Source organism: Alkalihalobacillus alcalophilus ATCC 27647 = CGMCC 1.3604 (genome assembly GCF_000292245.2).
GTDB classification, from domain to species: Bacteria; Bacillota; Bacilli; order Bacillales; family Bacillaceae_D; genus Alkalihalobacillus; species Alkalihalobacillus alcalophilus.
Genome location: NZ_ALPT02000010.1, coordinates 37,809 through 63,049 on the forward strand (window position 1 = coordinate 37,809; position 25,241 = coordinate 63,049).

Consider the following 25,241-nt stretch of genomic DNA (forward strand, 5'->3'; position numbering starts at 1 on the left):
AATCCTTACTACTTTGAGACGTTTAACATCTGGTTCACCTTTAGAAACTTTACCCATCTGTTTCACCTGTAAACATATGATGAACAAACCCCATCACTGCTTCCAAAGTGCTCCGACACATTTTATGAAAACTAGATGAGAGATACCCTCCAAGATCGGAGAAGAAGTTAAAATTGCCAACTTCTTTCGCTCGTTCTTTTTTTTCGATTAAATCATTAGTTGCATTAACGGTTTGCCTGCTTTCGGTCACAACGGTTGAAGGTGTTTGGGTAGTGGACTCTTTTGATACGTTTGTTTCTGTCGAAATATTTAGCGGAACAGGAATCGAGCGCCCCGCTTGCTCATTCATATATTGCACACCGGCTAACACGCCAAATAACAATACAAATAAAAAGGCCAGCCCGAACCCAAACATCTTTTTCACCCTCAACATCTCCTTTTAATCATTGTGATAATGCTCAAAATAATACTCAGCAAACACTTTAGCAATCACTTCTGCCGTCCGATACGCTTCTTCAAGTGTATTGTCATAACCACCCATTTCGATTAACAGCGAATTCGTATTTAAATCTTGATTAAAAACCCCATTCGTTCTCGTCCCCGTTTTTAATGGGGCTACGCGACTTAAGCCTGGATAATATTCCTCCATTATCCCAACAAGTTCTTCTGCAAGTTGCAGGCTCCGACCATAGTCATCATGATTTCCTCCGATAACAAATAACGCTTTCGCATAATCAACACCATTAATATTGACGGTTGTTCTCTCTCTAGGTAAGCTGTCACGATGTAAATCAAAGACAAATTCTACTGTATCATTTGTCTCTAACGTTTCCGTAATAAACTCTCTTGCCCCTGTATAAGACTGATTGTAATTCCAACCACGTTCCTTCAACATCCCTTGCACATCTCGCTCTTCTACTAAAGCCCCAATCCCATGTTTCTCGAGCTCAATCGCTAATTTATCACTCACTAATGTAATATTAACTTGCGAATGATAAGCCTCGTTTGGTACAGTCGTTTCAAGCTCTGGTAAATAAGACTCATGATTATGAGCATTGATGATATAAACGACTTGTTGCCCATTTGTATTCTGGTTTGCTTGGGCTTGCTTTTCTTTTTCAAGCTCTTCTAACTTAGCTAAACTTTCTTTTGTCGCTTCCCTTTCCGCTAATATGATTTCAAGTGGCGGTGCAGACTCCGCTAATAAATCAGTGTGTTCATAACCTTCACCCGAGATGTACATTTCGCCCTGATAGTGGCTCATCCCAGGCAATTCTCTTCCTAAAAAACTTCTAGGGTCATCGAGGCTAATGCTTGTAACTGTATTAAAAATCGTTTCCCCAACATTCAAACCTTGATAACTCACAGGTAAATTCGTTTTAAAATAATGGTTTTCTAAGCCCATAAAATATAAAAAATCTTCCCCACTAACTTCACTCGACCATTGATAAAACGTAACTGAACTTGGTTTATTATCAACAGTTGTTAAAACCCCTGTCACTAAAAAAATTATGATAATCCCCAAAAAGACTGTTAAAAATATATGTTTAAAGCTCGTCCGCTTTTTTTGTCCGCTCATAAAATAACTTTGCCTTCGCCTCATCCCCTTTAACACCCTTTCATAAACTTGTCCCTCATTCGTCCATGCTTATGGTGATACTCGATTATATGCTTGTCCACTAAAAATAGAACAACTACTAGTTGAATGTTTAGAAAAGGGCAATAAAAAAAGCCAGTGAGAATTGTTGAGTCCACACTAGCTTTTAATCAAAAGATATTTTCTGTTTAGGAAGTCCTTTTTCAAGTAACTCTCCGTACACTCACAGGAAAGTAGCAAAAAAACAATTTTAATGAGTGTATGCTCCTGTATTGTCTTGGTTAATCGACTTGTGCAAAGCTGCATTTAACCCGGCTGCAATGACATTGGCCATATCATCAATAAAGACATCGACCTCCTTTGGTGTCACCATTAAATTATGACCTAACGGAGAAAGCACTTCTTGAATGAGCTGTCTTTTTTCTTCCTCCGGTAAATTCCCAATCATCCCCATAATCGTTTGACGTTTTTCTTCATTCGGTAAATCCTCGTCAGTTAGAGTTCTTTTTTCACCAAAAGTCATCCCAGCTGGAACTAACCCTCGAGAAGGTGCCCCCCCTTCCCGCATTTCTTTACCAAAATGTTTCAACACAAAATCAATCGTATCACTCGTAATCGATACAGCATCAACAACGGTTGGAATCCCGACAGCAATGACTGGAATACCTAATGTATCCATGCTTAAATCCTTTCGTTTATTCCCAACCCCGCTTCCAGGGTGAATTCCTGTATCCGACACTTGAATCGTAGCATTGACCCGTTCAATTGAACGAGAAGCAAGAGCATCAATCGCGATCACAAAGTCAGGCTTCGTCTTTTCGATAATGCCAAAGATCACATCACTCGTTTCGATTCCCGTTAACCCCATCACACCAGGTGTTACAGCACTCACAGGCCTAAAGCCGTCCTGTACTTGTTCTGGTGCTAATTCGAATAAATGACGTGTAATCAACAAGTTTTCGGCTGCAATGGGCCCAAGGGCATCTGGGGTCACATTCCAGTTCCCAAGACCAACAACTAAACATGTGTGATGTTCTTCAATACCAACCTCTGTTAAAAATTGATGGAAGTGCTCCGCAAATACTCGTTCCATCACTTCTTGTTTTTCTGTATCTCTTTGCCGAATGGCCTGTGACTCAAACGATAAATATTTTCCCGGTTTTTTCCCTAACCGTTCTGCCCCTTCTGTCGTAATTTCAACCCTTGTAATCTTGACCCCCTCATCTTCTGTTTCATCTACCGTCACGCCACTAACCGATGAGCTTTCCTGCACTGGTTCTGGACGTTTGTTATCTTCCTCCAAAACCATTTGATGGGCTTCTAGTGCAAGATCGGTACGAATTTGATATTGAGATAAGTCTAAATTTTGTTCATTTGACACGACGTCTACCTCCATTTTCCGTTTTAAAAAGTTTAACGTTAGCGTTTCCTTCTCGGTTTGTTTTCATTCTTCTATTGCAATTCTTGCTTATTTTTGATAGAATGCTGTTTGTTGTATTGATAGTATTCGTGATATTATCATGACCTTGAATCAAGGAAAAAAATCGTCTTTTTTTTTGAAATGGACGAGTCAAAACAGCTACTGTTCATGCAGGAGGTGAAAGGTATGCCAAATATTAAATCAGCAATCAAACGTGTGAAAACTAACGACAAAAAACGTGCTCACAACATCGCGATCAAATCAGCTTTACGTACAGCGATCAAAAACTTTGAAGCGACTGTAGAAGCTGGCGATGCAGAAAATGCAAAAACAGCTTTTGTTACAGCTACTAAAAAGCTTGATAAAGCAGCGGACAAAGGTCTTATTCATAAAAATGCAGCTTCTCGTCAAAAATCTCGCCTAGCGAAACAATTAAACGGTTTATCTGCATAATTGAACAAGACTACAGTTCACCTGTAGTCTAGACCAACAGTCAAAAAGAAGCAGTCCTTTAAAGTCATTGAATGGCTTTAGAGGGCTTTTCTTTTTATAATGGTGTAATCTACTCTCGCCCCTCCTTAGTTGTCCGCGAACCATGATAGGGACTGCTTTTCTTGTCACCAAACCGCGGTGGATTCCTCTTTTCCCTTTTTCCCTCCTCTTTTTGTGTCACCAAACCGCGATGGATACTTCTTTTTCCTTTTTCCCTCCTCTTTTTTGTCACCAAACCGCGATGGATACTTCTTTTTCCTTTCTCCCTCCTCTTTTTGTGTCACCAAAAACGCGATGGATACTTCTTTTTTCCTTTTTCCCTCCTCTTTTTTGTCACCAAACCGCGATGGACTCCTCTTTTTCCTTTCTCCCTCCTCTTTTTTCGTCACCAAACCGCGATGGATACTTCTTTTCCCTTTTTCCCTCCTCTTTTTGTGTCACCAAACCGCGGTGGACTCCTCTTTTCCATTTCTCCCTCCTCTTTTTTCGTCATCAAACTCTCACCACACTAAAACCACAATAAAAAAGACCCACTAGGTTTCCCTAATGAGACTTTATCTTCTCAATTTCATTTTTCATCAGTTGCCAATCGTAAAATCAACAACTCCACCGCGAGCACTTTTTCTGTTTTTCCTGTTTTGATCGCATAATCTGTTTCGGCAGCGAGCTCCATTAAGGCGTAAAGTCTTTTTTCATTAAATTGATGGAGTCTTTGAGTAGCCAACTTTACAACATACGGGTGAAGTTTCATTTGACTAGCTATTTCTTTTTGCGAATAACCGCGCGAGCTTAATTCCTTCACTTGATAATAAATACGAAATTGCCGTGTTAATAAAGCGAGAATTTTTAGTGGCTCCTCTTTTTGTCTCAATAAATCATGATAAATGACTAAAGCCTTGTCCGTTTTTTGATGAATCGCTAAATCAATTAAGGCGAAAATATCTTGTTCTAATGTTCTTGCAACAAGTAATTCGATATGGTCTTGCTCGATTACACCACCTTCTCCAACATAAAGGCTAAGTTTTTCAATTTCTGTGGCCATTAATAATAAATTAGTACCAACCCGCTCTAATAATTGCCCCTTTGTTTGATCGCTTAGCGTAACTCTTTTTTGTTCAGCTTGTTCTTGAATCCATTGAAACAATGTACGCTCATCAAATGGATTAGCCTCGACTACAGTCGTTTCTTTTTTTAAAAGCTTGGTTATTTTTTTACGTTCATCAAGCTTTTCATACGGGGCTTGAATCACAACAATCGTCTCCTCGACTGGATTTTTGATGTAGCGATCAAGCACATCAAAATTATGTTCAAGCTTTGTCTCCACCTTTTGACTAGTCACAGCATAAAAATCTTTAATAATGACCAACTTTTTTCCACCAAAAAAAGAAATCGTTTCTGCTTCCTCTACTATTAACTCAATGGGTGTCTCCTGCAACCGAAATGGAATAATATTTAATTCTTCCTCATTTTTTGTTTGCAATTGTCGTGTCAGCTCTTGAATGAAATCCTCCATTAAAAAAGTTTGACTACCATAGCTAAAATAAACAGGGCTTAACTTCCCTTGTTCCACAGCTTTTTTTACTTTTAAATACGTCATCTTAATCCCCAACTTTTATGTATATTCCTTCAACAAAAGGTTTCAATTAAAAAGTAACTCTTCTTCTTAAGCTTAGTGAAAACCTCACAAATTCACAAGCTTTTTTCCACAAAATTAAGAAGGGAACCCAGCTCCGAAATTCTGGATTCCCCATTTATGATAAACGCCATATTGAAGACCCTAGGCATTCTTCTCTACGACGATAATCAACCTTCTCTTGTATGATATCCTATGCATTCTTAACTTATAGGTGACAACTCTTAACAAAGAAGGGAGATCAACCAATGTATATTTTTTTACGGTTCAACGAAATTTAAAGGATAGGTGTTAAGCTACAATGAGTAAGGAATATCACGGATTTGTGAACATTTCTAAAATCATTATCGAAAAAAGACATTCACTCGATAAACTTAAGGATAATCTATCTAGATTTTTCAATGCGCTTCACGTATACTATAGGTTGTATAAGGAGGGATCCAGATGAATCATTTTGAAGAAGACGTTCAAGAAAAACGCAATGACGCCATCGATTCCGGTATTGGCTTCGTCGTTTCATTTATCTTTTTTGCATTAGTATTTATTGTTGCGCAAGCGGTTGATGTCGCTAGTTTATTCTAATATACATACTCAACCGTCGAGGCTCCTGGCCAGCCTTAACAAAAAAGCTCGGTGTGAAGATTCTACTCTTCCTACCGAGCTTTTTGAACTTGCTCACTTAAGTTACTGAACCTTTCTGCGATTCAATCACTTTTTCACCAAATTGTAAACATTCCCGACAAATCGAAACGCCAGGACCTAAAGCTAATTCTCCCACTTCTTTTTTACTTCTTCTACAAAAGGAGCATTCTTCAATTGCCTCGTTATTTGAAGCTACTTTTTCATTAGACACTGTTTGTTTCATCACATTGCCTAATTCATGAATCACCTTCTCTTCAATATAATCAAATTCACCTTGGAGCTTTAATTGAACAGTCGTATAAGCAATTGCCATCCCTTCATAAAAACGTTGCTGTTCTTTATCGCAGGCTTTGCTACTTTTTGTTTCGCACAAGTTGATTAACTTTTTTAATTCTAAAATAACGTCTTCAATCTTTGCTCCTCTAAAAGTCTTTTTTCGAAAATCTTGATCCATCGTACTCACCTCCAAACATTCGTGTACAATTGTATACATAAATATAGTATTCACCAGAATCGTTTTTTTCCTTCTTTTACTCCTGAATTAATTTAGTTTGTATCTCTCGCTTACTTCCTTTAAGCTGCATCACCACAGCTCCATCAATGTCAGTGCGGTAAATAACAACTCCTGCCTCATTTAAACGATGGACGACATCTGGATGTGGATGACCGAAACGATTATTCCTACCTGCTGAAATAAAGGCCATTTGCGGCTGTAAATGGTCAAGTAAGAGGTCAGTCGTTGAGGTTCGACTACCATGATGACCTACTTTCAACACATCGACTGTCAGACGAGGAAAGTTTTGTACAAGTCTTCTTTCTCCTTCCTCTTCAAGATCACCTGTAAAGAGCCAGCTCACACCGTCTAACACAGCATACAGCACCATCGAACGTTCATTACGCCCACTTTCTACTCCTGTTGGTGCCAATACGTAAAATTCAGCATTTCCAGTCGACCAATCTTCTCCTTTCTCAACAAATGTTAACTCGGCCCCATATGGCTGCCATTGCTGAAAAAGGGAAATTTCCCCCTCATCCAACGGGCCATTTGGATAAAGGATTTCTTTTACCTTTACATGCTTCAGCACAGCAAGAACTCCACCAACATGATCATAATCTCCATGGGATAAAATAAGCTTATCAATTTTTCTAATCCCTTTCGCCTTCAAAAAAGGCACAAGCACATCTTCACCGACCTCGAACTGTGAACGGCGTATTTGCCAATCTTCCTCTTGAAATCGAATCGTCCCACCTGTATCTAATAAATAGGTCGCCTGATTAAATGGGAGTTCGATTAAAAAACTATCCCCTTGTCCAATATCGATCATCGTGATTTTTGTTGTCGGGTCTAAATAAGGGCTGCATAAATGAAAAACAACTAACAGGCTCCAACCATATAAAACATGTTTCCACCAGCCTCTTTTGCCTCGCTCCCACATTAAAAAAGTAAAAAGCAAAAGGACACTTATCACTAGCAGTCCAAATGGATTCGGACGACCAACAGTAAAATAATGAAAACTCCAATTCTCGATAACTTGTAACCCAGCATGGACATTTGACAATACATTAACTAAAAACAAAAGCAGCCAATCAGACAAAAAAGGCAGAACAAAGGATAAGAAATAAGTAGTAAAGACAAGTGGCAAAATGATTAAACTAATAAACGGGATATAAATTAAATTAAGGGGGATTTGCAGCCAAGATTGCTCAAAAAAGTGATAAAGTAAAAACGGCAAAGATAGAAGCTGAGCTAAAGCGGAGACGCTAAATAAACGACTAAAATAACTCGTATACCTTCTTGAAATTGTCTGTGAGGATAAAATTAACCCAAAGGAAATGAGGAAAGAAAGTTGAAAACCTAATTGAAAAAGTGCGTATGGATTAACGAGCAAATACAGAAAGAAAACAGTACTTATCGCCAGTAAAGATGGAATTCTTTTTTGCAATCGTAGTGACAAAAGAACAATCATTGTCATCCCACAAGCCCGCATAACTGGTGGAGCTGCCCCAGCTAAAAGGGCATAAATCGGAAGGAAGCATATTAACATTTCTTGTGTTCGTTCCCTTGAAACACCGAGGCGTATCATTAAATAAAAAAGAGCTGATACAATTAACCCAACATGTAAACCAGATATTGCTAGCAAATGAAAGACACCTAGGCGTTGATACGCGTTCAGAATCTCTTCTTCAAAAAACATTCGTTCACCAAAAAGTAAGGCGATCATCATACCGGCAATTTCCGGCTCAAGCTTTTCTTCTAGTTGATACATTTGTTGTTGCCGAAAATTTTGTAAACTTTGTATCCATGTTCCCTCATTTGTTTGACATAGAATCGAGCTAGATTCCACATCAAAAAGCCAATGGATTTGATTGAAATAAAGGAACTCAGCATAGTTAAAACCAAAGAAGTTAGTCGCATTTTGAGGAGTTTCTAACTGACCTTCCATATAACATACATCACCAGCAGAAATGGCTTTAAACCTTTCCTTTTCTGCCTCTAGTTGCAAATAACTACGAACTTGCAGCTTTTCTCCTTGCTCGGTCATCACGACTGTCATCATTCGATTTCCGTCGATTTTCAGGAGCTCTTTTATCTCAACAACCCCTTGCCAACTTCCTTCCACTAAGGTTGACTCATTTTGATATTCATAAGCATAGCCAACAAGGACATACATCGAAAAACTAAGAAAGGCAGGAAGATACGTTTTCGTCCAACGTTCTTTTAAACAAAAAAGATAGAGGAGGTAAAAAAAGAGGAGCATAAATAAAAAAGGACTCGGCCCTTTAATAACAAAAGTTAAACCGAGTATTGTAGATAAAATACAAATGAAAATCATATGATTCAAGGCATCAGCCCCCTATGATTTTGTTGGTGAATAAAGTGTACGTGTTTGATCAATAAGTTTCATTAATTCTTCTTTATCAATATCCGTTTCTTCAAGTTTGTGAAGGAGATCGGTCGTTAATTGCAACTTATCTTGATACCTTCTGTCTAAAACAACTTCATCAAGTTCTACTTGCTCCACCTCAATACCCGCTTGTTCAAACAACTCTAAGGCATACGGATGGTTTTTATAATCTGCATCATAATAGACCTTTTTAATCCCTGCTTGAATAACCGCTTTGGAACAATGCACACAAGGAAAATGTGTCACATAAATTTCCGCTCCTTCTGTTGGTACACCAAATTTAGCACATTGTAATAAAGCATTCACTTCAGCATGAATCGTCCGAATACAATGGTTATCGACGACATAACAGCCTTTATCGATACAATGGTCACTACCAGAAACAGAGCCATTATATCCACCAGCAATAATTCGTTTATCTCGCACAATTGTCGCACCGACCATTAAACGTGTGCATGTGCTTCGTAATGACAACAACTGACTTTGTGCCATAAAATATTGATTCCATGAAATACGTTCCATTATGTTCCACCTCTCTAGCTGAAACAAGCTCTCATTCAACCTTTAGCTTGTCCTCTTAGATAGTTTAGTGAAAAAAAAACCTTTTCGTCAAGTACAAGATCATTTTGTTATAATTAAAGCTTTTAATTGTTCAAACGACTTCTCCCCAAATCCAGATACTTTTTTTAAATCTTCTATATCCACAAAAGAACCATGTTCTTCACGATAAGCGATAATTTGAGCTGCTTTTGAAGGACCGACACCTGGAAGCTGTTCCAACTCAGCTTGAGTAGCAGTATTTAAATTGATTAACCCATCTGCCTCACTCGTTGCTGACACCTGCAGTGGACCACTATATGCTTCTTCATCATGAATCGAGGGGATATAAATGACCATTTCATCGGTAACAAGCGAGGCTAAATTCACTTGCAAATCATCTGCTTCATCTATAAGCCCCCCCGCTTTATTAATCACATCATGAATACGCTCACCTTCTTCCATCACGTATATCCCAGGTCTTTTAATAGCACCCTTTATGTCAACAACTAGCTCCATTTCCTCAACAGAACTCTCTTCCTCTGTAGTTTCCTCTTCATCCTGTCCTTCCAAAAAGGCCCATTCACTTTGTTCAACTGTAGTGGTGGACTTATCGCGGTTGAATACAAAAGCAAACAACCCTAAACTAAACAAAACCATTAAACTAGAAGCAATTAGCACCAACCATTCCCTTAAAGATAATTTCTTCATTTTTACCCCTCCATCGACAAAAGACGAACAGACCATTCTCTTTTTTCTATTATAAATTTACTTCTTTTAATTACCCAATTTTTTTCGACTAGTAATGAACACTTTTTTCTTGAGTCCCTTCCACTAATCATCTACTCTTCTTTTCCTATATCCCTCCAAAAAAGCTGGCTTTTTTTTGAAAAAAATTCAAATTTCACTTAATTGATTCATAAGTGCGTTCATGCTTTCATACATTTATTTATAACGTTGAACGAAATTTTCAGGATCAAGGATGAAAAGGGGGGAGTATAATGAAAATTGGAGTCATAGGCACTGGCAGTATGGGGACCATCTTAATTGAATCATGGCTTGATACAGAAATCATTTGTCCGGAACAATTAATCATTTACAACCGTACGAGCGAAAAGGCAGAACGGATCCAACGTCAATTTCCCTCAATCCATTTGGCCGAGAATCCGACACAAGTCGTTCAACAAGCAGATATCACTTTTTTATGTGTCAAACCACCTCAGTTTCCGAATGTCATTCATGAGATTCAACCAGTTGTTGCCCGAAATGACCTTTTTGTCTCAATTACGAGCCCAATTAGCGTCATACAATTAGAGGAACAATTAAATTGTAAAGTCGCGAGGGTCATTCCAAGTATTCTTAATCGGGTTCATGCTGGTTCTACTTTATTAAGTTTCGGAACAAGATGTACAGAAACCGACAAAAAGACATTAACCGATTTAATGAAGACTATTTCAGAGCCTTTATTAATCGATGAAAATATTACACGTGTATCGTCTGACATTGTCAGTTGTGGGCCTGCCTTTTTTAGTTATTTATTACAAGAATTTATTAATGCTTCGGTAAGACAGACGGAAATAAGTGAAGAAGAAGCGACAATTTTAGCCACAAATATGCTTGTTGGAATGGGAAAGTTACTTGAAAAAAGACATTATTCCTTATCTACTTTACAAGAGAGAGTTTGTGTTCCAGGTGGGATTACAGGGGAAGGTTTAAAGGTTTTAGATAATGAGTTAGGACCTATTTTTGACCATTTGTTTCAAAAAACTCACAAAAAATACGATGATGAACGCAGTAAACTGAAATTTTTATTCAAAGCTTAAGAGATTAAAAGGAGCTGAATTTAAGGGTTATTTAACCTTTTGAGACAGCTCCTTTTTTTGTCCATAACAATTAATACGCGTTATTTGTCAAAAATCCTGCTACTTTTTTCGTGCTTTAAAAAAAATTCGTTCGCTTTTATCGGTTGGCGCACTTTCGTCAAAATCAGCAGTTATTTGCTCGACAACAAAGCCTGTTTGCACGAGCCATTTTTTGATATGTCTGCCAATCATACGTCCTTTGTTTATGTAATTCTTCAAAACGGTCGTATTTCCCATCCTCCGTCAATACAAAAAAGGTTAGTTCATGCTCCACACTATTTTGAACCTCACCTGAAAACGAGTTCCAAATATAAGATATATCCTCACCCGCATCAGCAAAAGTTTGCTGTAAATAAACATGATTCACTTTATAAGGAGAATGAACATCAAAGAGGAAGAGCCCGTCCGCTTTTAATTGCCGATAAATTGAAGCGAACGTTTTTTTGACCTCTTCTTCCTCTTGTAAATAGTTAAGGGAGTCACAAAAAACGGTCACGACATGATACTCTCCTAATTTATCCATTGTTGACATATCTTGTTCAATTAAGAGTGGGTTCAAATTCATTTTTTCGGCTTTTTCTTTCGCGACCATGAGCATTTCTGTGGATAAATCCACACCCGTTGCGACAGCACCTGCTTTTAAGAAGCGAATTAATAACTCACCTGTTCCACAGCCAACATCTAAAATAGACATATCTTTTAATGATTCTTGTCCAAGAGAACGACATACAAATTGAAACCACTTTTCATAAGGGGCATCTGCCATTAACTCATCATAAAGAGTGGAAAAAGCTAAATAATTCATTTTTTCCCCTTCTCATAAGTCCAACCATCACGTTGTTCAATTTTGCCTTCTTTCATCAGTTTGCCAAGAGCACGTTTAAAGGCGGCCTTACTTAATTGAAACCTTGCTTTAATGTCATCTGGTGCAGTTTTATCCGTATAAGGCATCGCTCCACCACGTTCGACTAAATAAGCAAAAATCCGTTCGGAATCTTCGGATTGCTGTTCTGTTCGAGACCCCTTCATCGTGACATTTACTCTTCCATCCGGCCTAACAAATTGAACCCGAGCCGTAACAAACTCTCCATAACGAGGTTCTCTCACCATTTCATCATTGTGAATAAAAGCTAAATACCCTTGTTCAGTTAAAAACAAAGCCCCTTCATCTAAATAATGATAGACATGACCAGACACTTCTTCATTTTTCAGTGATTCTGGCGCTTTTTCAGCCGTTTCTTCAATCGGCTTCCCCTTAAGAAGTTTGGCCATCATTCGACCCCGTTTATCCCACGTAATCGTCACTGGAACTTTATCGCCCTTTTGCGGCCAATACCCACGGTCTTCTGGTAATTCATCCATCGATAAAAATAAGTCCCTTGAAATTCCATTATATAAAAAGACACCATGACCTGTTCTAACAGATACAGCTTCCAACCACGCAAACTCTCCAACCGATATAATCGGCTCTTTCATCGTTGCTGCAAGACGCTCCTGATGATCCAAATATAAAAACACATGGATATTTTTACCAATTTGAACTGCTCCTACTACATCGTTGTTATGGAGTAAAATGTCTTTTTCTCCAGCTTCAAGGAAATAACCAAAATTCGTTTTCCGGTCCACTTTCAGTTCGACCATATAACCTGGTTTTAATTCCATTACCTTAAAACCCCTTCAAGCTCAATGGTTGACGCATCGCCCCATAGCTTCTCTAAATTGTAATACACACGTTCGTCTTTATGGAAAATATGAACGACCACATTGCCTAAATCAATTAAAACCCAACGAGCTGTATCATAACCTTCTAAACGTTTAATATCGACACCATTTTCTTGAGCTACTTTTTTCAACTCATGGGCAATCGCCTGTACTTGCTTTTCAGAATTACCGTGACAAATCAAAAAATAATCGGCAATTAATGAAATCCCCTTCATATTTAAGGCAACAATATTCTCCGCCTTTTTGTCATCTACTGTCTTTACTGCTAATTCAAGCATTTTATCTTCTAGCACTAACAATCACTTCTCCTTTTTCTTTTTAAAATAAAATCATTATATGTTGCCAATGTATCTGGAAAAATTAGCTGTCTTCGCTTCATCAAAAAAGTGATAGTGTTTTCAAGTGATTGAATAATCGCCTCATCCAAATCCGTTTCCGCTATCTTCCGGACTTCATCTACCCCTTTAAATTGTCGCCCTGGTTCAATATAATCAGCTAAAAAAACAACTTTTTCTAAATCCGTCATTTCAGGTTTTCCAGTTGTATGGTAGGCAATCGCATCAAGAATTTCTTGATCACAGATCCCGACTTCACTCTTTACATAATAAGCCCCACATGGAGCATGTAAAAGCTCATCCCCATAATGAAGGAGACTCGGCCAATGGAGTTTTTCTTTGACCAAATCACGCATTTCATTTTTATCACGAAACTTCGCATAATCGTGAAAAATAGCAGCGATTTCGGCTTTTTTTTGGTCGACTCCATACTTTTTCGCTAAGGCAATCGCTGTATGCATAACGCCTAAAGTATGCTTATAACGATGCTCTGTCAAATGTGGCTCAACTAATTCAAGTGCTTTCTCTCTCTCCATCTCCATATAATCCTCGCTTTCTTATAATCGATTCCACGCCATTTGGCACCATATAAGCAATCGATTTCCCCAGCTTCACTCTTTCCCTAATTAAGGTCGAGGATAAATCCACTTGAATGGCTTCGACTTGAATGACCCGATCAGAATAGATCGCTTGAGAGGAGGCGCCCGGACGTTGAACACCAATAAATGTCGTGTCCTCCAGTAACTCTTCTATATCTTTCCACGTATGCAAAGATTCAATCATATCGCCACCGATGATAAAATAAAAATGAGTATTTGGATGTTGCTTTTTTAGTTGCTTGACTGTATCAATCGTATAAGAAATCCCTTTTCTTTCAAATTCAATTGTTGAAATAAAAAACTTTTCTTCCAATGCCGTGCTTTGCTCAAGCATCTCGAGTCTCTCTTCATTCGTTGACATCGACTCCCTTTTCTTATGAGGAGGTGTATGCACAGGTACAAACCAAATTTCATCTAGTTCGCATTCTTCTAATACATACTGTGCCATTAACATATGACCAAGATGTGGTGGATCAAAGCTACCACCGAACAACCCGATTCGTTTCATTAAAAAAGAACCCCTTTTTGAGTTCACTACCTGCTTTTACGGTAGGACTAACTGTTTTTGTTCGACCGATTCACGATAGAGAACAATCGTATTTCCAATAATTTGAACAATATCTGCTTTTGTTCCTGTTGCGATGTCGTCTGCTACTTCCTGTTTATCATATTCACAGTTTTGCAAGACGCTCACTTTAATTAATTCACGAACTTCAAGAGCTTCTGAGATTTGTTGCACCATATTTTCGTTGACGCCACCTTTACCTACTTGAAAAATAGGGTTTAAATGATGGGCTTTTGAACGTAAAAATCTTTTTTGTTTACCTGTTAACATGTGTACCTCCAAGTTGTTCTAAAACGATTTTTGTCATCACTTTTCGATCCGGCTTCAATCCAGTCCAATATTCGAATGATAAAGCGCCTTGATTCACAAACATTCCAACACCATTTAGCACTTTGGCTCCGCGTGATTCGGCTTCGATTAATAATTTTGTCTTCAACGGATTATAGATCAAATCGCTGACAATCGTTTCTTTTTTTAAGTTATTTAAAGATAGTGGGCACTCGTCTGTATTTGGACTCATCCCAACTGAGGTTGTATTAATAATAATATCAAATGAAGCGAGCTCATACTCAAGCTCCCTCATATCCATAACCCCGAGTTCTGTTGCTTTTGATTTGTGGCGTTCAATTAATTGTTCTGCCTTTATTTTCGTCCGGTTCGCCACAACTAAACGTGAAACTGATTCATGAACAAGAACAGTCACTATCGCTCTCGCCGCTCCACCAGCACCAATAATCGCAACGCTTTTTCCTTCAAGTGTGTGTGCAATTTCGAGCAATGATTGTAAATACCCTCTTCCATCTGTATTAAACCCTTTGAGCTTACCACCTTGATTCACAATCGTGTTAACCGCCCCGATTTCAGCGGCCTCTGGGTCAATCTCATCCAGATAGTTCATGACATTCACTTTATGAGGAATCGTAACATTACATCCGCCAAGCTCAAGAGCTCGAATCGCCATAACCGCTTCTTCAATTTTATCTGGTTTCACATTAAAGGCGTGATAATTAGCCTTTTGACCAAGCTCTTTAAAAGCCGCTTCATGCATAATTGGTGACATGGAATGACCGACTGGATAGCCAAATAATCCATAAACTTTCCCCATAAATCGTTTTTCCCCCTCTTATGACGAAATAATTGAATCGCGAATTGACACCGTTACTCCTTTTGGAACATGTGCTGCGATATCCAAGTTTGTTCCATTGATTGTAACAAAACCTAGTCCAGAAAAAACAAGATCGACTTTTTTATCTTTAATGCGAAAATCTTTTTTGACAAGTGGTGGGAAGTCTTCTTTAGATTTTGGTCCTGGCGGTGCTAAAAGCTCACCTAGATGGTTTGCATAAAGTTGATCCGCTTTTTCGACCTTTGTCCGATGGATTTGTAGCTCATTTGAAAAGTAAGAAACAAATGAACTTCTTTCACCTTGCTTAAAATCCAAGCGGGCTAACCCACCAAAGAATAGTGCTTGCCCTTCGTTTAATTGATTCACAATTGGTTTAATCTCTTTTTTGGGAGTAATCAATTTTAATTCCTTTTTATCAATATAATGAGCCATTTGATGATGATTTATTATTCCAGGCGTATCATAAAGTGTTCTTCCATCATCTAAAGGAATATCAATCATATCAAGTGTTGTTCCTGGGAAATGCGAAGTTGTGATTAGCTGTTCTTCATCCCCATCAAAAGCTTGGATCATTTTATTAATAAAGGTAGACTTCCCAACATTTGTAGCCCCAACAATATAAACATCTTTCCCCTGACGCAACTTATCAATCGTAGCCGCTATTTCAATGACGCTTTCCCCTTTAGCAGCACTCATCAAACAGACATCAACAGGACGTAAACCAAGTTCTTTCGCTGACTTTTTCAACCAATTGATTAATTTATTACGTTTAAACGACTTTGGTAAGAGATCAACTTTATTTGCTACTAATAAGACATCGTTTTTGCCGACAAAACGGTGCAAGCCTTGGAGCCAACTACCATTAAAATCAAAAACATCGACAATTTTCACGATTAAAGCATCTTTTTCCCCTAACGTATTAAGGATTTTCAAAAAATCATCATCCGTTAATGAAACGTCTTGGACCTCATTATAATGCTTTAGCCGAAAACAACGTTGACAAATAACCACATCGCGCTCTAAAGCAGAGGGAGGGGCATACCCTAAACCTTCCCTATCCTCTGTCTGTACTTTGACACCACAACCAGCACAAATAATTTGCTCCGTATCCATCAATCTTCCTCCCACTGAATTAACCCTTTTTGACGCATTTTCTTTAAAACGATTCGTTCCATTCGACGATTAAAGCGAGTAAAAAATCCGTCTGTTTTCGTCACCGGAACCACAAGGATCGTTTGTAACCCAGCTCGATTTCCGCCTAACACATCGGTAAAAATTTGGTCGCCGACAACGACAACTTCCTCTGGAGCTAGTCCCATATCTTGAAACGCCTTTAGAAAAGCACGACGCATCGGCTTTTTCGCATTGTGGATATAGACAACCTCTTCTGGGTTCGAAAAGGCCTTCACTCGCTTTTCCGTATTATTAGATACAATTGTGACTTTCATATCTAATTGTTGGATCGTCTTAAACCACTCCTTCACTTCAGGTGTAGCTAATGCTCGATCCCATTCGACTAATGTATTATCCAAATCAGTAATGATTCCTTTAATACCTAACTCTTTTAATTCTGTTAAGTTAATTTCAAAAATACTTTTGACATATTGATTAGGAAATAGCTTTTTAAACAATTTACGCACCTCTTATCACGTTCATCTATAACCAATCTTTAACTATACCGTTGTTTATTATAGATTTCAATCAAAAACTATGTATTATCACTTATTTACTCAACTTTCGCATCGAGAAAATCCGTTCAACGAGTTGGCAGAGCGAATAGAAGCTCTTAAACAAATGCCCTTGACACGTTTGAAAAGCGAGAACGTATTATCACTATCTACACCAAACGGATAAACTACTCATCAAGAAGAAAATAATAGGCCCTCCGGCGGTCGCCCCAAACAGACACTCCGCGTCCTTGCCGAGAACCTCATGAGCCTCCTCAGCGTTTCACGCTTGCGGGGTCTCATTGGACGGTTTATTCCTGCGGGAGTCTCCGTGTCTGTTTGTCCGCTAGATAATGGAATCGAATCTAGGTTCGGTTTTCTCATTAAATAAAAAACAATCATTACTTCAAAGTACATTAGCTTGAGAATGATTTTTCTCCTTCCATGACTAAATCCGTTACAGTTGTAATCAAATTAGTGTTGATGCTTTGTACGTTAGCTAGATTATTGAGCTGGTTTCGATTTGAATCATGTCTTTTCATGTCTGCAGACTTAGGAAAAAAATAGGTGGCAACGACCTATTTAGTTCCATAACTAACAAAGTGAAGAAGAAGGTTTTTCTGCGTTAGAAATAGCTGATTGAGAATGGCCATATCATCAAGCCTCTCCACGACACTTAGCGGACAAAACCATACGGAGACTCCCGCGGGAATAAACCGTGGAGCGAGACCCCGCAAGGCTTGCCGAGGAGGCTCGCCAGGTTCCCGCAGGACGCGGAGTATGGTTTTGGTAGCGACAGCCGAAGTGCTTCATTTTAGTGAACAGATTCCTTCAACAGCCTACGAAGAGATGTGTTCAGACTGTCAACGATTGAACCGATCATGTAAAGTCAATTTGAGTATTGTATCGTCCTAAAATCAATCTCAATCAACGGTTAAGAGTCAATCATACTCTGCGAAATTTGAGTTATTTATAATAGAAAAAAACTGAAAGCACATTCCTGTCTAACTGTTCGCACCATCTCTTCATTCCTTTTCTAGCTCTTACGTCAGATTTTTTCTTTTTTCGCATATCCTTTTTATTCCCTTTTTATAACCTGGTTCTTAAATGCTAGTAGAGATTTACAAGCTTTTTTTCCCGTATATTCCAAAAATTTTTCGACAAAATCCTCACCTTTCACAACTGTGGATAAAGTTATTAACGACTTAAACCTTTAACACAACTCACTTTCTAACTATTAACAACAATTAACTAACAAGTTATCCACTGTCATTTGTGGATAAAACGAACGGTTGTTCTATCCTTATTTGCATGTTAGGATTATTTTAACAAATAAATTCAGTTTTTACTTTCTGAAATAAAAACTGAAACTGAGAACGTAGATTAAAATAAACATCTTAAAGGAGGTGACCTGTCACCCCCCTTGACAGGAGATCATGCATAACCTTTCCGATGAACTGTTGATTGAAACGTATTATAAAGCAGTTGAACTGAACTTGAATCACGATTTCATTGAATTAATTAAACTTGAGCTACTTAATCGTTCCTTAATGGACAAGATTAAATTAAGTTCTTAATTTTGACCGTTATAGCTCATCTCGGTATGGAGAAAAAGAGAGTCCGATTTAATCGCGACTCTCTTTTTCTAATTCTTCCACTTGCTTTGGCACTACTTTAATATATTGACGAGGTGGAAGACGTTCTTTTTTAACCCTTTCACCATTTAATTGCTGGATTTGAAAGCGACCATCCGCTTCATCCAAATAACGATTTTCATTGTCCATATACCAAGCCCCGATAAACATGATCGAAAACACGAGGAGGCATATAAGGAATTTCATTTGCGTTTTCATTCCGCCACTACCTTTTCTTAAATCAGGATTCACTTTGAAAAAATAAATATTCTTCTTAAACTTTCCCAAATCGTCAATAAATATACACATTTTTGGATGAAGAGCATCTAAACCCCTTTATTTAAGCAATTGTGGCTCTTTATCATTTATGAATCCATTCATTTACAATTGTCTTTCTACCTATATTAATAAAATCAGAAGTTGTTGGAAACACTACAGTAAGCATGTTTAATGCGTCATCACACAATTTAGGTTATAATTTACACTAGTGCGAAAAGAGGTTTCTCTTAAAATCGTAAAGGGGAGTATTACTAAAGGGCCCAATTTTACTATCAATAAATTTTTTAAGGAGGTATGTATGTGTTTACTGCTTTACACTGGGCTACGATTTCACCCTTATTGTTAGCCATCATTATTCCGTTTATTTACAAATATGCTCGTCAAATACATACGGGTTGGTTTGTATTAGTCCTACCAGTTGTTTTATTCGTTTATTTCATTCGTTTCTTACCAACTGTATCGAATGGTGAAGTGATAGAACAATCAGTTCCATGGGTTCCTTCTCTTGGGATTCATTTTAATGTTTATGTGGATGGTTTGAGCTTACTATTTGCCTTACTAATCACAGGGATTGGTGCACTTGTTGTTCTTTATTCGATTTTTTATTTATCCAAAAAGAAAGAACAGCTACACAACTTCTATGTATATTTACTGATGTTTATGGGGGCTATGCTTGGAGTTGTCCTCTCCGATAACTTAATTGTTTTGTATGCTTTTTGGGAGTTAACAAGCTTGGCTTCTGCCTTGTTAATTAGTTATTGGTATACGCGAGAAAAATCTCGTTACGGAGCCCAAAAATCAATGCTTATTACCGTTTTGGGCGGATTCTCCATGTTAGCAGGTATCGTTCTCCTCTCGATGATCACCAACACGTTTTCGATTCGTGAAATAATTGCTCAAGCTGATGTTGTGGCGAGCAGTGATCTGTTTATCCCTGCCATGCTCTTCATTTTATTAGGTGCCTTTACAAAATCAGCTCAGTTTCCTTTCCATATTTGGTTACCAGATGCGATGGAAGCACCAACACCAGTTAGTGCTTATCTCCACTCTGCAACAATGGTTAAAGCTGGAATTTACCTTGTCGCACGTCTGACACCAGTTTTTGGTGGAGCTGCAGAATGGTTTTGGATTATATCGATATTTGGTATTGTAACCTTACTCTGGGGCTCATTATCAGCCGTCAGACAAAAGGATTTAAAAGGAATACTCGCCTTTTCGACTATAAGTCAACTAGGTCTCATCATGTCATTACTAGGTCTTGGGTCCGCAACCTTATACTTTAGTGAAGGACAAAATGTAGAACTATATTTAACGGCTGTTGTTGCTGCCGTTTTCCACTTAATTAACCACGCAACCTTTAAAGGAAGCTTATTTATGAGTGCTGGTATCATTGACCATGAAACTGGTACACGTGACATTCGTAAGCTTGGCGGTTTAATGACAATCATGCCGATTACATTTACCCTTTCCTTAATTGGATTAGCTTCAATGGCCGGTTTACCGCCATTTAACGGTTTCTTAAGTAAAGAAATGTTCTTTACCGCACTATTGAATGCAACAGAATATGGCATTTTTAATATGGAAACTTTCGGTATGCTCTTCCCAATCATCGCCTGGGTAGCTAGTATATTTACTTTCCTATATTGTGCTGTGATGTTTTTCCAAACGTTCACAGGCAAATTTGAACCGAGTAACTTCAAAAAAACGGTTCACGAAGCACCGATTGGCTTATTAATTAGTCCACTCGTTTTAGCTTCATTAGTGATCATTTTTGGTTTCTTCCCGAATCTATTATCTAAATCAATTATTGAACCAGCAGTTGTTTCCATTGCTCCTAGCCTTGCTGGAAGCGAGTATTTAGATGTAGACATTTATATGTGGCACGGATTTAACGCAGAATTATTTATGACGATTGGCGTAATCTTATTCGGAACGATTTTATTCTTATTAATGAATAAATGGACGAAACTCTCGATTTATAAGCATGAACGCGATCCATTTAACCGTGTCTATGATGGTGCGTTATCAGGCCTTTCTACTGGTGGTAAAAAGTTAACTGACGCTTATATGAAGGATAACTTCCGCCAATATTTAATTTACATTTATAGCTTTATGGTTTTATTCCTTGGTTATATGATGATTAGACTTGATGTTATTGATCTATTCCCAGAGAGCTATGCTCCAATTGCTTTCCATGAAGTAACACTCGTCGTTGTCATGATAGCCGGCGCCATTACAGTCGCGATCGCAAAAACAAGGCTAAAAGCACTTATTGGAATAAGTAGTTTAGGTTTTGCAACAGCATTTTTCTTTGTCTTATTTCGTGCACCTGACTTAGCCTTAACACAGCTCGTTATCGAAATCGCTTCTACAGTCCTCTTTTTACTCTGTTTCTATCATTTACCACTTTTTAAAGAAACGGTGGATGAGAAGTCTGCTAAGCTTATTAACGGTATAGTTGCCACTAGTGTTGGGACTATTGTTACTTTGCTAGCCATTTCCGCTCATAACAATCGTTTATTCGAGCCGTTAACTGAGTTCTTTGTTAATGCGAGTTATGATGAGGCAGGCGGTAAAAACATGGTTAACGTAATCTTAGTTGATTTCCGCGGGTTTGATACATTATTTGAACTTGCCGTATTAGGCATTGCCGCTATCGGGATTTATGCGATGATAAAAGGCAAAGTCGAAAAGGAGGGGTTATAATGCATCCTAACGATGTGATATTGCAAACTGTGACTAAGCTTTTAGCTTTCATTATCGTTATTTTCTCCTTTTACGTCTTCCTTTCCGGACATCATAATCCAGGTGGTGGATTTATCGGGGCTTTAACAACCGCTTGTGCTTTTTTATTAATCAGTGTTGCTTTTGATATCGAAACAGTGAAAAAAATGATTCCAGTTGATTTTAAGACCATTATGGCAGCTGGATTGTTAATAGCCGTTATTTCAGGGATGATCCCCATCTTTTTTGGAGAGAATTTCTTATGGCAAACATTTGACTATTTTGATCTACCATTACTCGGTGATAATACAGAACTAGCGACAGCTCTTGTTTTTGATGTAGGTGTTTATTTAGTCGTTATTGCGGTTGTATTATCAATTATCTTTACAATAGGGGAGGAACAATAATGGAAATTTTAATCTCCATCTTGTGCGGAGTCCTCTTTACTGTTGGCACCTATTTAATTTTGTCAAGAAACATGACGAAAATAATTATTGGAACAGCTGTTTTGAGTCATGGGGTGCATCTGCTTCTCTTAACGATGGGGGGCTTAAAGTTAGGGGCCGCACCATTGCTGGGCTATGAAGAAGCTGCTTATTCGGATCCTCTTCCACAAGCCTTGATTTTAACAGCGATTGTTATTAGCTTTGGTGTGACATCTTTCTTACTTGTTCTAGCGTACCGAACATACAAAGTACATGGAACGGTTGATATGGATAAATTGAGGGGAATGAAAGATGATGAATAACTTAATTATATTACCAATATTGATCCCATTTCTGACCGCGATCATTCTTCTTTTTATTAGAAAAAGCGTCAAAGCTGAACGTATTATTAGCGTGTTATCAGGAATTGCTTTAGTCATTATTAGTGGATTACTTGTGAAAGAAGTGCTAGATAAAGGGGCTATCTCTTATGCCCTCGGTGGCTGGGCCCCCCCTTTTGGTATCGCATTAGTAGCTGACTCATTAGCAGCCTTACTTGTTTTATTTGCGAGTATTGTCGTCTTAATTTGTATCTTGTTTTCTATTCGTGGGATAGATGAAATTCGAGTGAAATTCTTCTTTTACCCACTCGTCCAGTTTCTTCTCCTCGGGGTCATTGGTGCTTTTCTAACGGGAGATATATTTAATCTCTTTGTTTTCTTTGAAGTATTGCTCATGGCTTCTTACGGATTAATTACACTCGGTGGTTCGAAAGCACAATTACAAGAGTCGATAAAATACGTTTTAATAAATGTTATCTCTTCAGCCTTTTTCGTTACAGCTATTGCCCTCTTGTATTCTGTAACAGGAACATTAAACATCGCTGATTTATCACAGCGTGTGGCTGAAGTTAATCAACCGGGTATTTTAACTGTTATCGCCTTTTTATTTATGATTGTCTTTGGGATGAAAGCAGCGATATTCCCATTATACTTCTGGTTACCAGGTTCATATGCCGCACCACCGCCTGTTATTACGGCTCTATTTGCTGGTCTATTAACAAAGGTTGGAATTTATGCGATTATGCGTGTATTTACAATCATCTTTTATCATGAGCCACAGATTACTCATCTGACCCTTGAAATCATTGCCGTATTAACAATGGTTGTTGGGGTCATCGGAGCGATTGCTTATCAAGATATGCAAAAGATTCTTGTTTATAATGTTGTAGCTGGTGTTGGTTTCATCATCTTTGGAGTTTCCTCCCTAAATGAGGCTGGATTATTTGGAGCTACTTTCTATTTGCTTCATGATATGTTGATTAAAGCGGCCCTCTTCTTATTAGTTGGTGCGATTATGATCATCACTCAAACATCGTCAATGAAAAACGCTAGCGGGTTAATCAAGCAATATCCGTTAGTCGGTTGGTCATTTTTAGTCGCTGCCTTATCGCTTGCCGGGGTACCTCCTTTTAGTGGATTTTTCGGAAAGCTATACTTGATTCAAGGTGGATTTGAAGCAGGACAATATATTTCCGTTATTATCATGATAATTGCCAGCCTGCTCATTCTCTATTCAGTTATGCGTATCTTCTTTAGCGTCATTTTAGGTGAAGAAAATCATGCTTCTCAGAACGAAAAAGCGAATATTAAAGGGCTTCTCTACCCTAGTATGATCTTGTTATTTTTATCATTTGTAATGGGATTTGGTGCCGAATTTATCGTACCTCACGTTGCAAATGCTGCCGAGACATTGCTAAACCCTGAAATTTATATTGAAGCCGTATTAAAGGAGTAGGTAAATTATGATGTCCTTTCAGTTACTCATTAATTTCGCACTCGCGGTAGCATGGATGTTTTTATATAACACATATGACCTTCCAACCTTTATTATTGGATATATTGTCGGTTTTGTTATCCTATTTTTAATGAGGCGAATATTTCCTTCAAGGTTGTACATTATCCGTGTTTACGGGGTGCTTCATTTAGGAGTTATCTTTATAAGAGAACTCATTCTTTCTAATTTCAGTGTGATGAAATTGATTTTAAAACCTAAATTAGATATTAAACCTGGGATTTTTACTCTCCATCTAGATTATAAATCTGATTGGGAGTTAACATTATTAGCTCTGCTTATCTCTTTAACACCAGGAACGGTCGTGATTGATATTTCACATGACAAAGAGCAAATGTATATTCACTCAATGAATATTGATGATTTAGAAAGTAGTATCGGTCATATTCAAGAGTCCTTCCAAAAAGTCATTTTGGAGGTGAGCCGCACATGATTAATGCACCAATTGACTATTTCCTTTATTTTGGAGCTGCCGTCATCTCATTAGGTTTACTTGGGGGGATTTATCGGATCATTAAAGGTCCTACTCCAGCAGACCGTTTGATGGCCCTTGATACGATTGGTATTAACCTGATTTCGATGACAGCTCTTATTTGTATGATTTTACGTACATCTGCTTATCTAACCGTTATATTATTAGTTGGCATTTTAGCATTTATCGAAACGGTGTCCATTGCGAAGTTTATTGAAAGGGGTGTTGTTCTTGAACGGAAACGTAACCATTGATATTTTGGTCGGGCTGTTTGTCGTCCTAGGTGCCTTTATCTCATTTGTCACAATGGTTGGGTTAATTCGCCTACCTGATACGTATACAAGAGCACATGCCGCCTCAAAGAGTGCTACGCTTGGTGTACTTTTAATTCTTATTGCGACTTTAATTTTCTTTTTCCCTGAATACGGGTTTGACGCTCGTATCATTCTAGGAATCATCTTTGTCTTTATTTCATCCCCTGTATCAGGGCATTTAATTAGTCGTGCCGCATACTTCTCCAATGTTCCTCAATGGGAGCATGCCGTACGAGATGATTTAAAGGAAGTCTTGCAAAAACGAAAACAACGTTATGAAATGCAACTCTCCAAGAAAAAAGGCGAGGAAGGCAAAAAAATGAAAGAACTCGAGCGTCGCAAAAGGGAAGAAGAAGAAGTAAACAAACCTGAGAACGGTTAATTAAAAAAGGCTTCCTCCTAGGGATATTTTTTCCCTTTGAGGAAGCCTTTTCTT

The 25,241-nt window shown here is 38.1% G+C and carries 30 protein-coding genes; 11 read left to right on the forward strand and 19 right to left on the reverse strand.

The window, feature by feature from the left end; translation table 11 throughout:
- Positions 1–49: 49 nt before the first annotated feature.
- The 3 genes from BALCAV_RS04045 to gpr form a co-directional block, all read right to left on the reverse strand.
- Positions 50–424, reverse strand: a complete 375-nt coding sequence (locus BALCAV_RS04045; protein WP_003323295.1) for a hypothetical protein — start codon at positions 422–424, stop codon at positions 50–52.
- Positions 425–439: 15 nt separating this feature from the next.
- Complete coding sequence (locus BALCAV_RS04050) at positions 440–1,603, reverse strand: stage II sporulation protein P (protein ID WP_003323294.1); 1,164 nt, start codon at positions 1,601–1,603, stop codon at positions 440–442.
- A 244-nt stretch (positions 1,604–1,847) separates the two neighbouring features.
- Positions 1,848–2,978: a GPR endopeptidase gene (gene gpr / locus BALCAV_RS04055; RefSeq protein ID WP_003323293.1), complete on the reverse strand. Its 1,131-nt coding sequence runs from the start codon at positions 2,976–2,978 to the stop codon at positions 1,848–1,850.
- A gap of 225 nt (positions 2,979–3,203) precedes the next feature.
- Here gpr and rpsT point away from each other — a divergent pair, with 225 nt between their 5' ends.
- Positions 3,204–3,470: a 30S ribosomal protein S20 gene (rpsT, locus tag BALCAV_RS04060; protein ID WP_003323292.1), complete on the forward strand. Its 267-nt coding sequence runs from the start codon at positions 3,204–3,206 to the stop codon at positions 3,468–3,470.
- 164 nt (positions 3,471–3,634) lie between these two features.
- Here the strand turns inward: rpsT and BALCAV_RS04065 are convergent, their stop codons facing one another.
- Both BALCAV_RS04065 and holA read right to left on the reverse strand, forming a co-directional pair.
- The gene (locus BALCAV_RS04065) at positions 3,635–3,901 is read right to left on the reverse strand and encodes a hypothetical protein (protein WP_152563030.1); all 267 of its coding nucleotides are present in this window, start codon (positions 3,899–3,901) and stop codon (positions 3,635–3,637) included.
- Positions 3,902–4,077: 176 nt separating this feature from the next.
- Positions 4,078–5,106 carry a DNA polymerase III subunit delta gene (gene holA, locus BALCAV_RS04070; protein WP_003323291.1) on the reverse strand — a complete coding sequence of 343 codons (1,029 nt, stop codon included), beginning with the start codon at positions 5,104–5,106 and terminating at the stop codon, positions 4,078–4,080.
- Between the two features lie 480 nt (positions 5,107–5,586).
- On the opposite strand from holA, the gene BALCAV_RS21500 reads away from it, so the two are divergent.
- Complete coding sequence (locus BALCAV_RS21500) at positions 5,587–5,724, forward strand: YqzM family protein (protein WP_003323290.1); 138 nt, start codon at positions 5,587–5,589, stop codon at positions 5,722–5,724.
- Between the two features lie 97 nt (positions 5,725–5,821).
- Here the strand turns inward: BALCAV_RS21500 and BALCAV_RS04080 are convergent, their stop codons facing one another.
- The 4 genes from BALCAV_RS04080 to BALCAV_RS04095 form a co-directional block, all read right to left on the reverse strand.
- Positions 5,822–6,238, reverse strand: coding sequence for a ClpX C4-type zinc finger protein (locus BALCAV_RS04080; RefSeq protein WP_003323289.1), 417 nt, complete (start codon positions 6,236–6,238; stop codon positions 5,822–5,824).
- 76 nt (positions 6,239–6,314) lie between these two features.
- Positions 6,315–8,618, reverse strand: a complete 2,304-nt coding sequence (locus BALCAV_RS04085; protein ID WP_235213069.1) for a DNA internalization-related competence protein ComEC/Rec2 — start codon at positions 8,616–8,618, stop codon at positions 6,315–6,317.
- Between the two features lie 21 nt (positions 8,619–8,639).
- Entirely contained in the window at positions 8,640–9,212 is a 573-nt protein-coding gene (locus BALCAV_RS04090; protein ID WP_003323286.1) for a ComE operon protein 2, read from the reverse strand.
- Between the two features lie 99 nt (positions 9,213–9,311).
- The gene (locus tag BALCAV_RS04095; RefSeq protein ID WP_003323285.1) at positions 9,312–9,938 is read right to left on the reverse strand and encodes a helix-hairpin-helix domain-containing protein; all 627 of its coding nucleotides are present in this window, start codon (positions 9,936–9,938) and stop codon (positions 9,312–9,314) included.
- Positions 9,939–10,228: 290 nt separating this feature from the next.
- Between BALCAV_RS04095 and comER the strand changes: the two genes are divergently transcribed.
- Positions 10,229–11,050 carry a late competence protein ComER gene (gene comER / locus BALCAV_RS04100; RefSeq protein ID WP_003323284.1) on the forward strand — a complete coding sequence of 274 codons (822 nt, stop codon included), beginning with the start codon at positions 10,229–10,231 and terminating at the stop codon, positions 11,048–11,050.
- A 163-nt stretch (positions 11,051–11,213) separates the two neighbouring features.
- Here comER and BALCAV_RS04105 read toward each other — a convergent pair whose 3' ends face one another.
- Genes BALCAV_RS04105 through BALCAV_RS04145 form a run of 9 tightly spaced genes read right to left on the reverse strand, consistent with a single transcriptional unit; the run spans position 11,214 to position 17,067 of the window.
- Positions 11,214–11,894 carry a class I SAM-dependent DNA methyltransferase gene (locus tag BALCAV_RS04105; protein ID WP_326938286.1) on the reverse strand — a complete coding sequence of 227 codons (681 nt, stop codon included), beginning with the start codon at positions 11,892–11,894 and terminating at the stop codon, positions 11,214–11,216.
- The gene (locus BALCAV_RS04110; RefSeq protein ID WP_003323282.1) at positions 11,891–12,751 is read right to left on the reverse strand and encodes a CvfB family protein; all 861 of its coding nucleotides are present in this window, start codon (positions 12,749–12,751) and stop codon (positions 11,891–11,893) included. The genes BALCAV_RS04105 and BALCAV_RS04110 overlap by 4 nt, the downstream gene beginning before the upstream one ends.
- Complete coding sequence (gene rsfS / locus BALCAV_RS04115; protein WP_407920858.1) at positions 12,751–13,089, reverse strand: ribosome silencing factor; 339 nt, start codon at positions 13,087–13,089, stop codon at positions 12,751–12,753. Before rsfS ends, BALCAV_RS04110 begins: the two co-directional genes overlap by 1 nt.
- Before the next feature lie 14 nt (positions 13,090–13,103).
- Positions 13,104–13,682: a bis(5'-nucleosyl)-tetraphosphatase (symmetrical) YqeK gene (yqeK, locus tag BALCAV_RS04120; RefSeq protein ID WP_003323280.1), complete on the reverse strand. Its 579-nt coding sequence runs from the start codon at positions 13,680–13,682 to the stop codon at positions 13,104–13,106.
- Positions 13,660–14,253, reverse strand: a complete 594-nt coding sequence (locus tag BALCAV_RS04125) for a nicotinate-nucleotide adenylyltransferase (RefSeq protein WP_003323279.1) — start codon at positions 14,251–14,253, stop codon at positions 13,660–13,662. Before BALCAV_RS04125 ends, yqeK begins: the two co-directional genes overlap by 23 nt.
- A gap of 36 nt (positions 14,254–14,289) precedes the next feature.
- Positions 14,290–14,580, reverse strand: a complete 291-nt coding sequence (yhbY, locus tag BALCAV_RS04130) for a ribosome assembly RNA-binding protein YhbY (protein WP_003323278.1) — start codon at positions 14,578–14,580, stop codon at positions 14,290–14,292.
- Positions 14,567–15,415 carry a shikimate dehydrogenase gene (aroE, locus tag BALCAV_RS04135; RefSeq protein WP_003323276.1) on the reverse strand — a complete coding sequence of 283 codons (849 nt, stop codon included), beginning with the start codon at positions 15,413–15,415 and terminating at the stop codon, positions 14,567–14,569. The genes yhbY and aroE overlap by 14 nt, the downstream gene beginning before the upstream one ends.
- 18 nt (positions 15,416–15,433) lie before the next feature.
- A complete protein-coding gene (yqeH, locus tag BALCAV_RS04140) occupies positions 15,434–16,549 on the reverse strand; it encodes a ribosome biogenesis GTPase YqeH (protein WP_003323275.1) in 1,116 nt (371 codons plus the stop codon).
- A complete protein-coding gene (locus BALCAV_RS04145) occupies positions 16,549–17,067 on the reverse strand; it encodes a YqeG family HAD IIIA-type phosphatase (protein WP_003323274.1) in 519 nt (172 codons plus the stop codon). Before BALCAV_RS04145 ends, yqeH begins: the two co-directional genes overlap by 1 nt.
- Before the next feature lie 1,472 nt (positions 17,068–18,539).
- On the opposite strand from BALCAV_RS04145, the gene sda reads away from it, so the two are divergent.
- Positions 18,540–18,680 carry a sporulation histidine kinase inhibitor Sda gene (sda, locus tag BALCAV_RS04150; RefSeq protein ID WP_003324007.1) on the forward strand — a complete coding sequence of 47 codons (141 nt, stop codon included), beginning with the start codon at positions 18,540–18,542 and terminating at the stop codon, positions 18,678–18,680.
- Positions 18,681–18,728: 48 nt separating this feature from the next.
- Here the strand turns inward: sda and BALCAV_RS04155 are convergent, their stop codons facing one another.
- On the reverse strand, positions 18,729–18,956 hold the full coding sequence (locus tag BALCAV_RS04155; protein ID WP_136445938.1) for a hypothetical protein: 228 nt from the start codon (positions 18,954–18,956) through the stop codon (positions 18,729–18,731).
- Positions 18,957–19,310: 354 nt separating this feature from the next.
- Between BALCAV_RS04155 and BALCAV_RS04160 the strand changes: the two genes are divergently transcribed.
- From BALCAV_RS04160 to mnhG, 7 genes are read left to right on the forward strand one after another with little or no spacing between them, the layout of a single operon-like run.
- On the forward strand, positions 19,311–21,722 hold the full coding sequence (locus tag BALCAV_RS04160) for a Na+/H+ antiporter subunit A (protein WP_040323558.1): 2,412 nt from the start codon (positions 19,311–19,313) through the stop codon (positions 21,720–21,722).
- Entirely contained in the window at positions 21,722–22,147 is a 426-nt protein-coding gene (locus tag BALCAV_RS04165; protein WP_003324003.1) for a Na(+)/H(+) antiporter subunit B, read from the forward strand. The genes BALCAV_RS04160 and BALCAV_RS04165 overlap by 1 nt, the downstream gene beginning before the upstream one ends.
- Positions 22,147–22,488 (forward strand): Na(+)/H(+) antiporter subunit C, encoded by a 342-nt coding sequence (locus BALCAV_RS04170; protein WP_003324002.1) that lies wholly within the window; start codon positions 22,147–22,149, stop codon positions 22,486–22,488. Before BALCAV_RS04165 ends, BALCAV_RS04170 begins: the two co-directional genes overlap by 1 nt.
- On the forward strand, positions 22,481–23,962 hold the full coding sequence (locus BALCAV_RS04175) for a Na+/H+ antiporter subunit D (protein WP_200880878.1): 1,482 nt from the start codon (positions 22,481–22,483) through the stop codon (positions 23,960–23,962). Before BALCAV_RS04170 ends, BALCAV_RS04175 begins: the two co-directional genes overlap by 8 nt.
- A 10-nt stretch (positions 23,963–23,972) precedes the next feature.
- Positions 23,973–24,452 (forward strand): Na+/H+ antiporter subunit E, encoded by a 480-nt coding sequence (locus tag BALCAV_RS04180; protein WP_040323570.1) that lies wholly within the window; start codon positions 23,973–23,975, stop codon positions 24,450–24,452.
- The gene (locus tag BALCAV_RS04185) at positions 24,449–24,745 is read left to right on the forward strand and encodes a Na(+)/H(+) antiporter subunit F1 (protein ID WP_003323999.1); all 297 of its coding nucleotides are present in this window, start codon (positions 24,449–24,451) and stop codon (positions 24,743–24,745) included. The genes BALCAV_RS04180 and BALCAV_RS04185 overlap by 4 nt, the downstream gene beginning before the upstream one ends.
- Entirely contained in the window at positions 24,723–25,187 is a 465-nt protein-coding gene (gene mnhG / locus BALCAV_RS04190; protein ID WP_003323998.1) for a monovalent cation/H(+) antiporter subunit G, read from the forward strand. The genes BALCAV_RS04185 and mnhG overlap by 23 nt, the downstream gene beginning before the upstream one ends.
- Positions 25,188–25,241 lie beyond the last annotated feature (54 nt).

What these genes read in the sequence shown, in the direction of transcription:
- BALCAV_RS04175 (WP_200880878.1), top strand. Translation starts at nt 22,481, where the DNA reads ATGAATAACTTAATTATATTACCAATATTGATCCCATTTCTGACCGCG.
- BALCAV_RS04110 (WP_003323282.1), bottom strand. Translation starts at nt 12,751, where the DNA reads ATGGAATTAAAACCAGGTTATATGGTCGAACTGAAAGTGGACCGGAAA.
- BALCAV_RS04160 (WP_040323558.1), top strand. Translation starts at nt 19,311, where the DNA reads ATGTATGTGTTTACTGCTTTACACTGGGCTACGATTTCACCCTTATTG.
- BALCAV_RS04170 (WP_003324002.1), top strand. Translation starts at nt 22,147, where the DNA reads ATGGAAATTTTAATCTCCATCTTGTGCGGAGTCCTCTTTACTGTTGGC.
- rpsT (WP_003323292.1), top strand. Translation starts at nt 3,204, where the DNA reads ATGCCAAATATTAAATCAGCAATCAAACGTGTGAAAACTAACGACAAA.
- rsfS (WP_407920858.1), bottom strand. Translation starts at nt 13,089, where the DNA reads ATGCTTGAATTAGCAGTAAAGACAGTAGATGACAAAAAGGCGGAGAAT.
- BALCAV_RS04165 (WP_003324003.1), top strand. Translation starts at nt 21,722, where the DNA reads ATGCATCCTAACGATGTGATATTGCAAACTGTGACTAAGCTTTTAGCT.
- sda (WP_003324007.1), top strand. Translation starts at nt 18,540, where the DNA reads ATGCATAACCTTTCCGATGAACTGTTGATTGAAACGTATTATAAAGCA.
- holA (WP_003323291.1), bottom strand. Translation starts at nt 5,106, where the DNA reads ATGACGTATTTAAAAGTAAAAAAAGCTGTGGAACAAGGGAAGTTAAGC.
- BALCAV_RS04125 (WP_003323279.1), bottom strand. Translation starts at nt 14,253, where the DNA reads ATGAAACGAATCGGGTTGTTCGGTGGTAGCTTTGATCCACCACATCTT.
- BALCAV_RS04105 (WP_326938286.1), bottom strand. Translation starts at nt 11,894, where the DNA reads ATGAATTATTTAGCTTTTTCCACTCTTTATGATGAGTTAATGGCAGAT.
- yhbY (WP_003323278.1), bottom strand. Translation starts at nt 14,580, where the DNA reads ATGTTAACAGGTAAACAAAAAAGATTTTTACGTTCAAAAGCCCATCAT.
- BALCAV_RS21500 (WP_003323290.1), top strand. Translation starts at nt 5,587, where the DNA reads ATGAATCATTTTGAAGAAGACGTTCAAGAAAAACGCAATGACGCCATC.
- BALCAV_RS04085 (WP_235213069.1), bottom strand. Translation starts at nt 8,618, where the DNA reads ATGATTTTCATTTGTATTTTATCTACAATACTCGGTTTAACTTTTGTT.
- BALCAV_RS04090 (WP_003323286.1), bottom strand. Translation starts at nt 9,212, where the DNA reads ATGGAACGTATTTCATGGAATCAATATTTTATGGCACAAAGTCAGTTG.
- BALCAV_RS04155 (WP_136445938.1), bottom strand. Translation starts at nt 18,956, where the DNA reads ATGAAAACGCAAATGAAATTCCTTATATGCCTCCTCGTGTTTTCGATC.
- yqeK (WP_003323280.1), bottom strand. Translation starts at nt 13,682, where the DNA reads ATGGAGAGAGAGAAAGCACTTGAATTAGTTGAGCCACATTTGACAGAG.
- BALCAV_RS04095 (WP_003323285.1), bottom strand. Translation starts at nt 9,938, where the DNA reads ATGAAGAAATTATCTTTAAGGGAATGGTTGGTGCTAATTGCTTCTAGT.
- BALCAV_RS04080 (WP_003323289.1), bottom strand. Translation starts at nt 6,238, where the DNA reads ATGGATCAAGATTTTCGAAAAAAGACTTTTAGAGGAGCAAAGATTGAA.
- BALCAV_RS04050 (WP_003323294.1), bottom strand. Translation starts at nt 1,603, where the DNA reads ATGAGGCGAAGGCAAAGTTATTTTATGAGCGGACAAAAAAAGCGGACG.
- comER (WP_003323284.1), top strand. Translation starts at nt 10,229, where the DNA reads ATGAAAATTGGAGTCATAGGCACTGGCAGTATGGGGACCATCTTAATT.
- BALCAV_RS04180 (WP_040323570.1), top strand. Translation starts at nt 23,973, where the DNA reads ATGTCCTTTCAGTTACTCATTAATTTCGCACTCGCGGTAGCATGGATG.
- aroE (WP_003323276.1), bottom strand. Translation starts at nt 15,415, where the DNA reads ATGGGGAAAGTTTATGGATTATTTGGCTATCCAGTCGGTCATTCCATG.
- BALCAV_RS04185 (WP_003323999.1), top strand. Translation starts at nt 24,449, where the DNA reads ATGATTAATGCACCAATTGACTATTTCCTTTATTTTGGAGCTGCCGTC.
- yqeH (WP_003323275.1), bottom strand. Translation starts at nt 16,549, where the DNA reads ATGGATACGGAGCAAATTATTTGTGCTGGTTGTGGTGTCAAAGTACAG.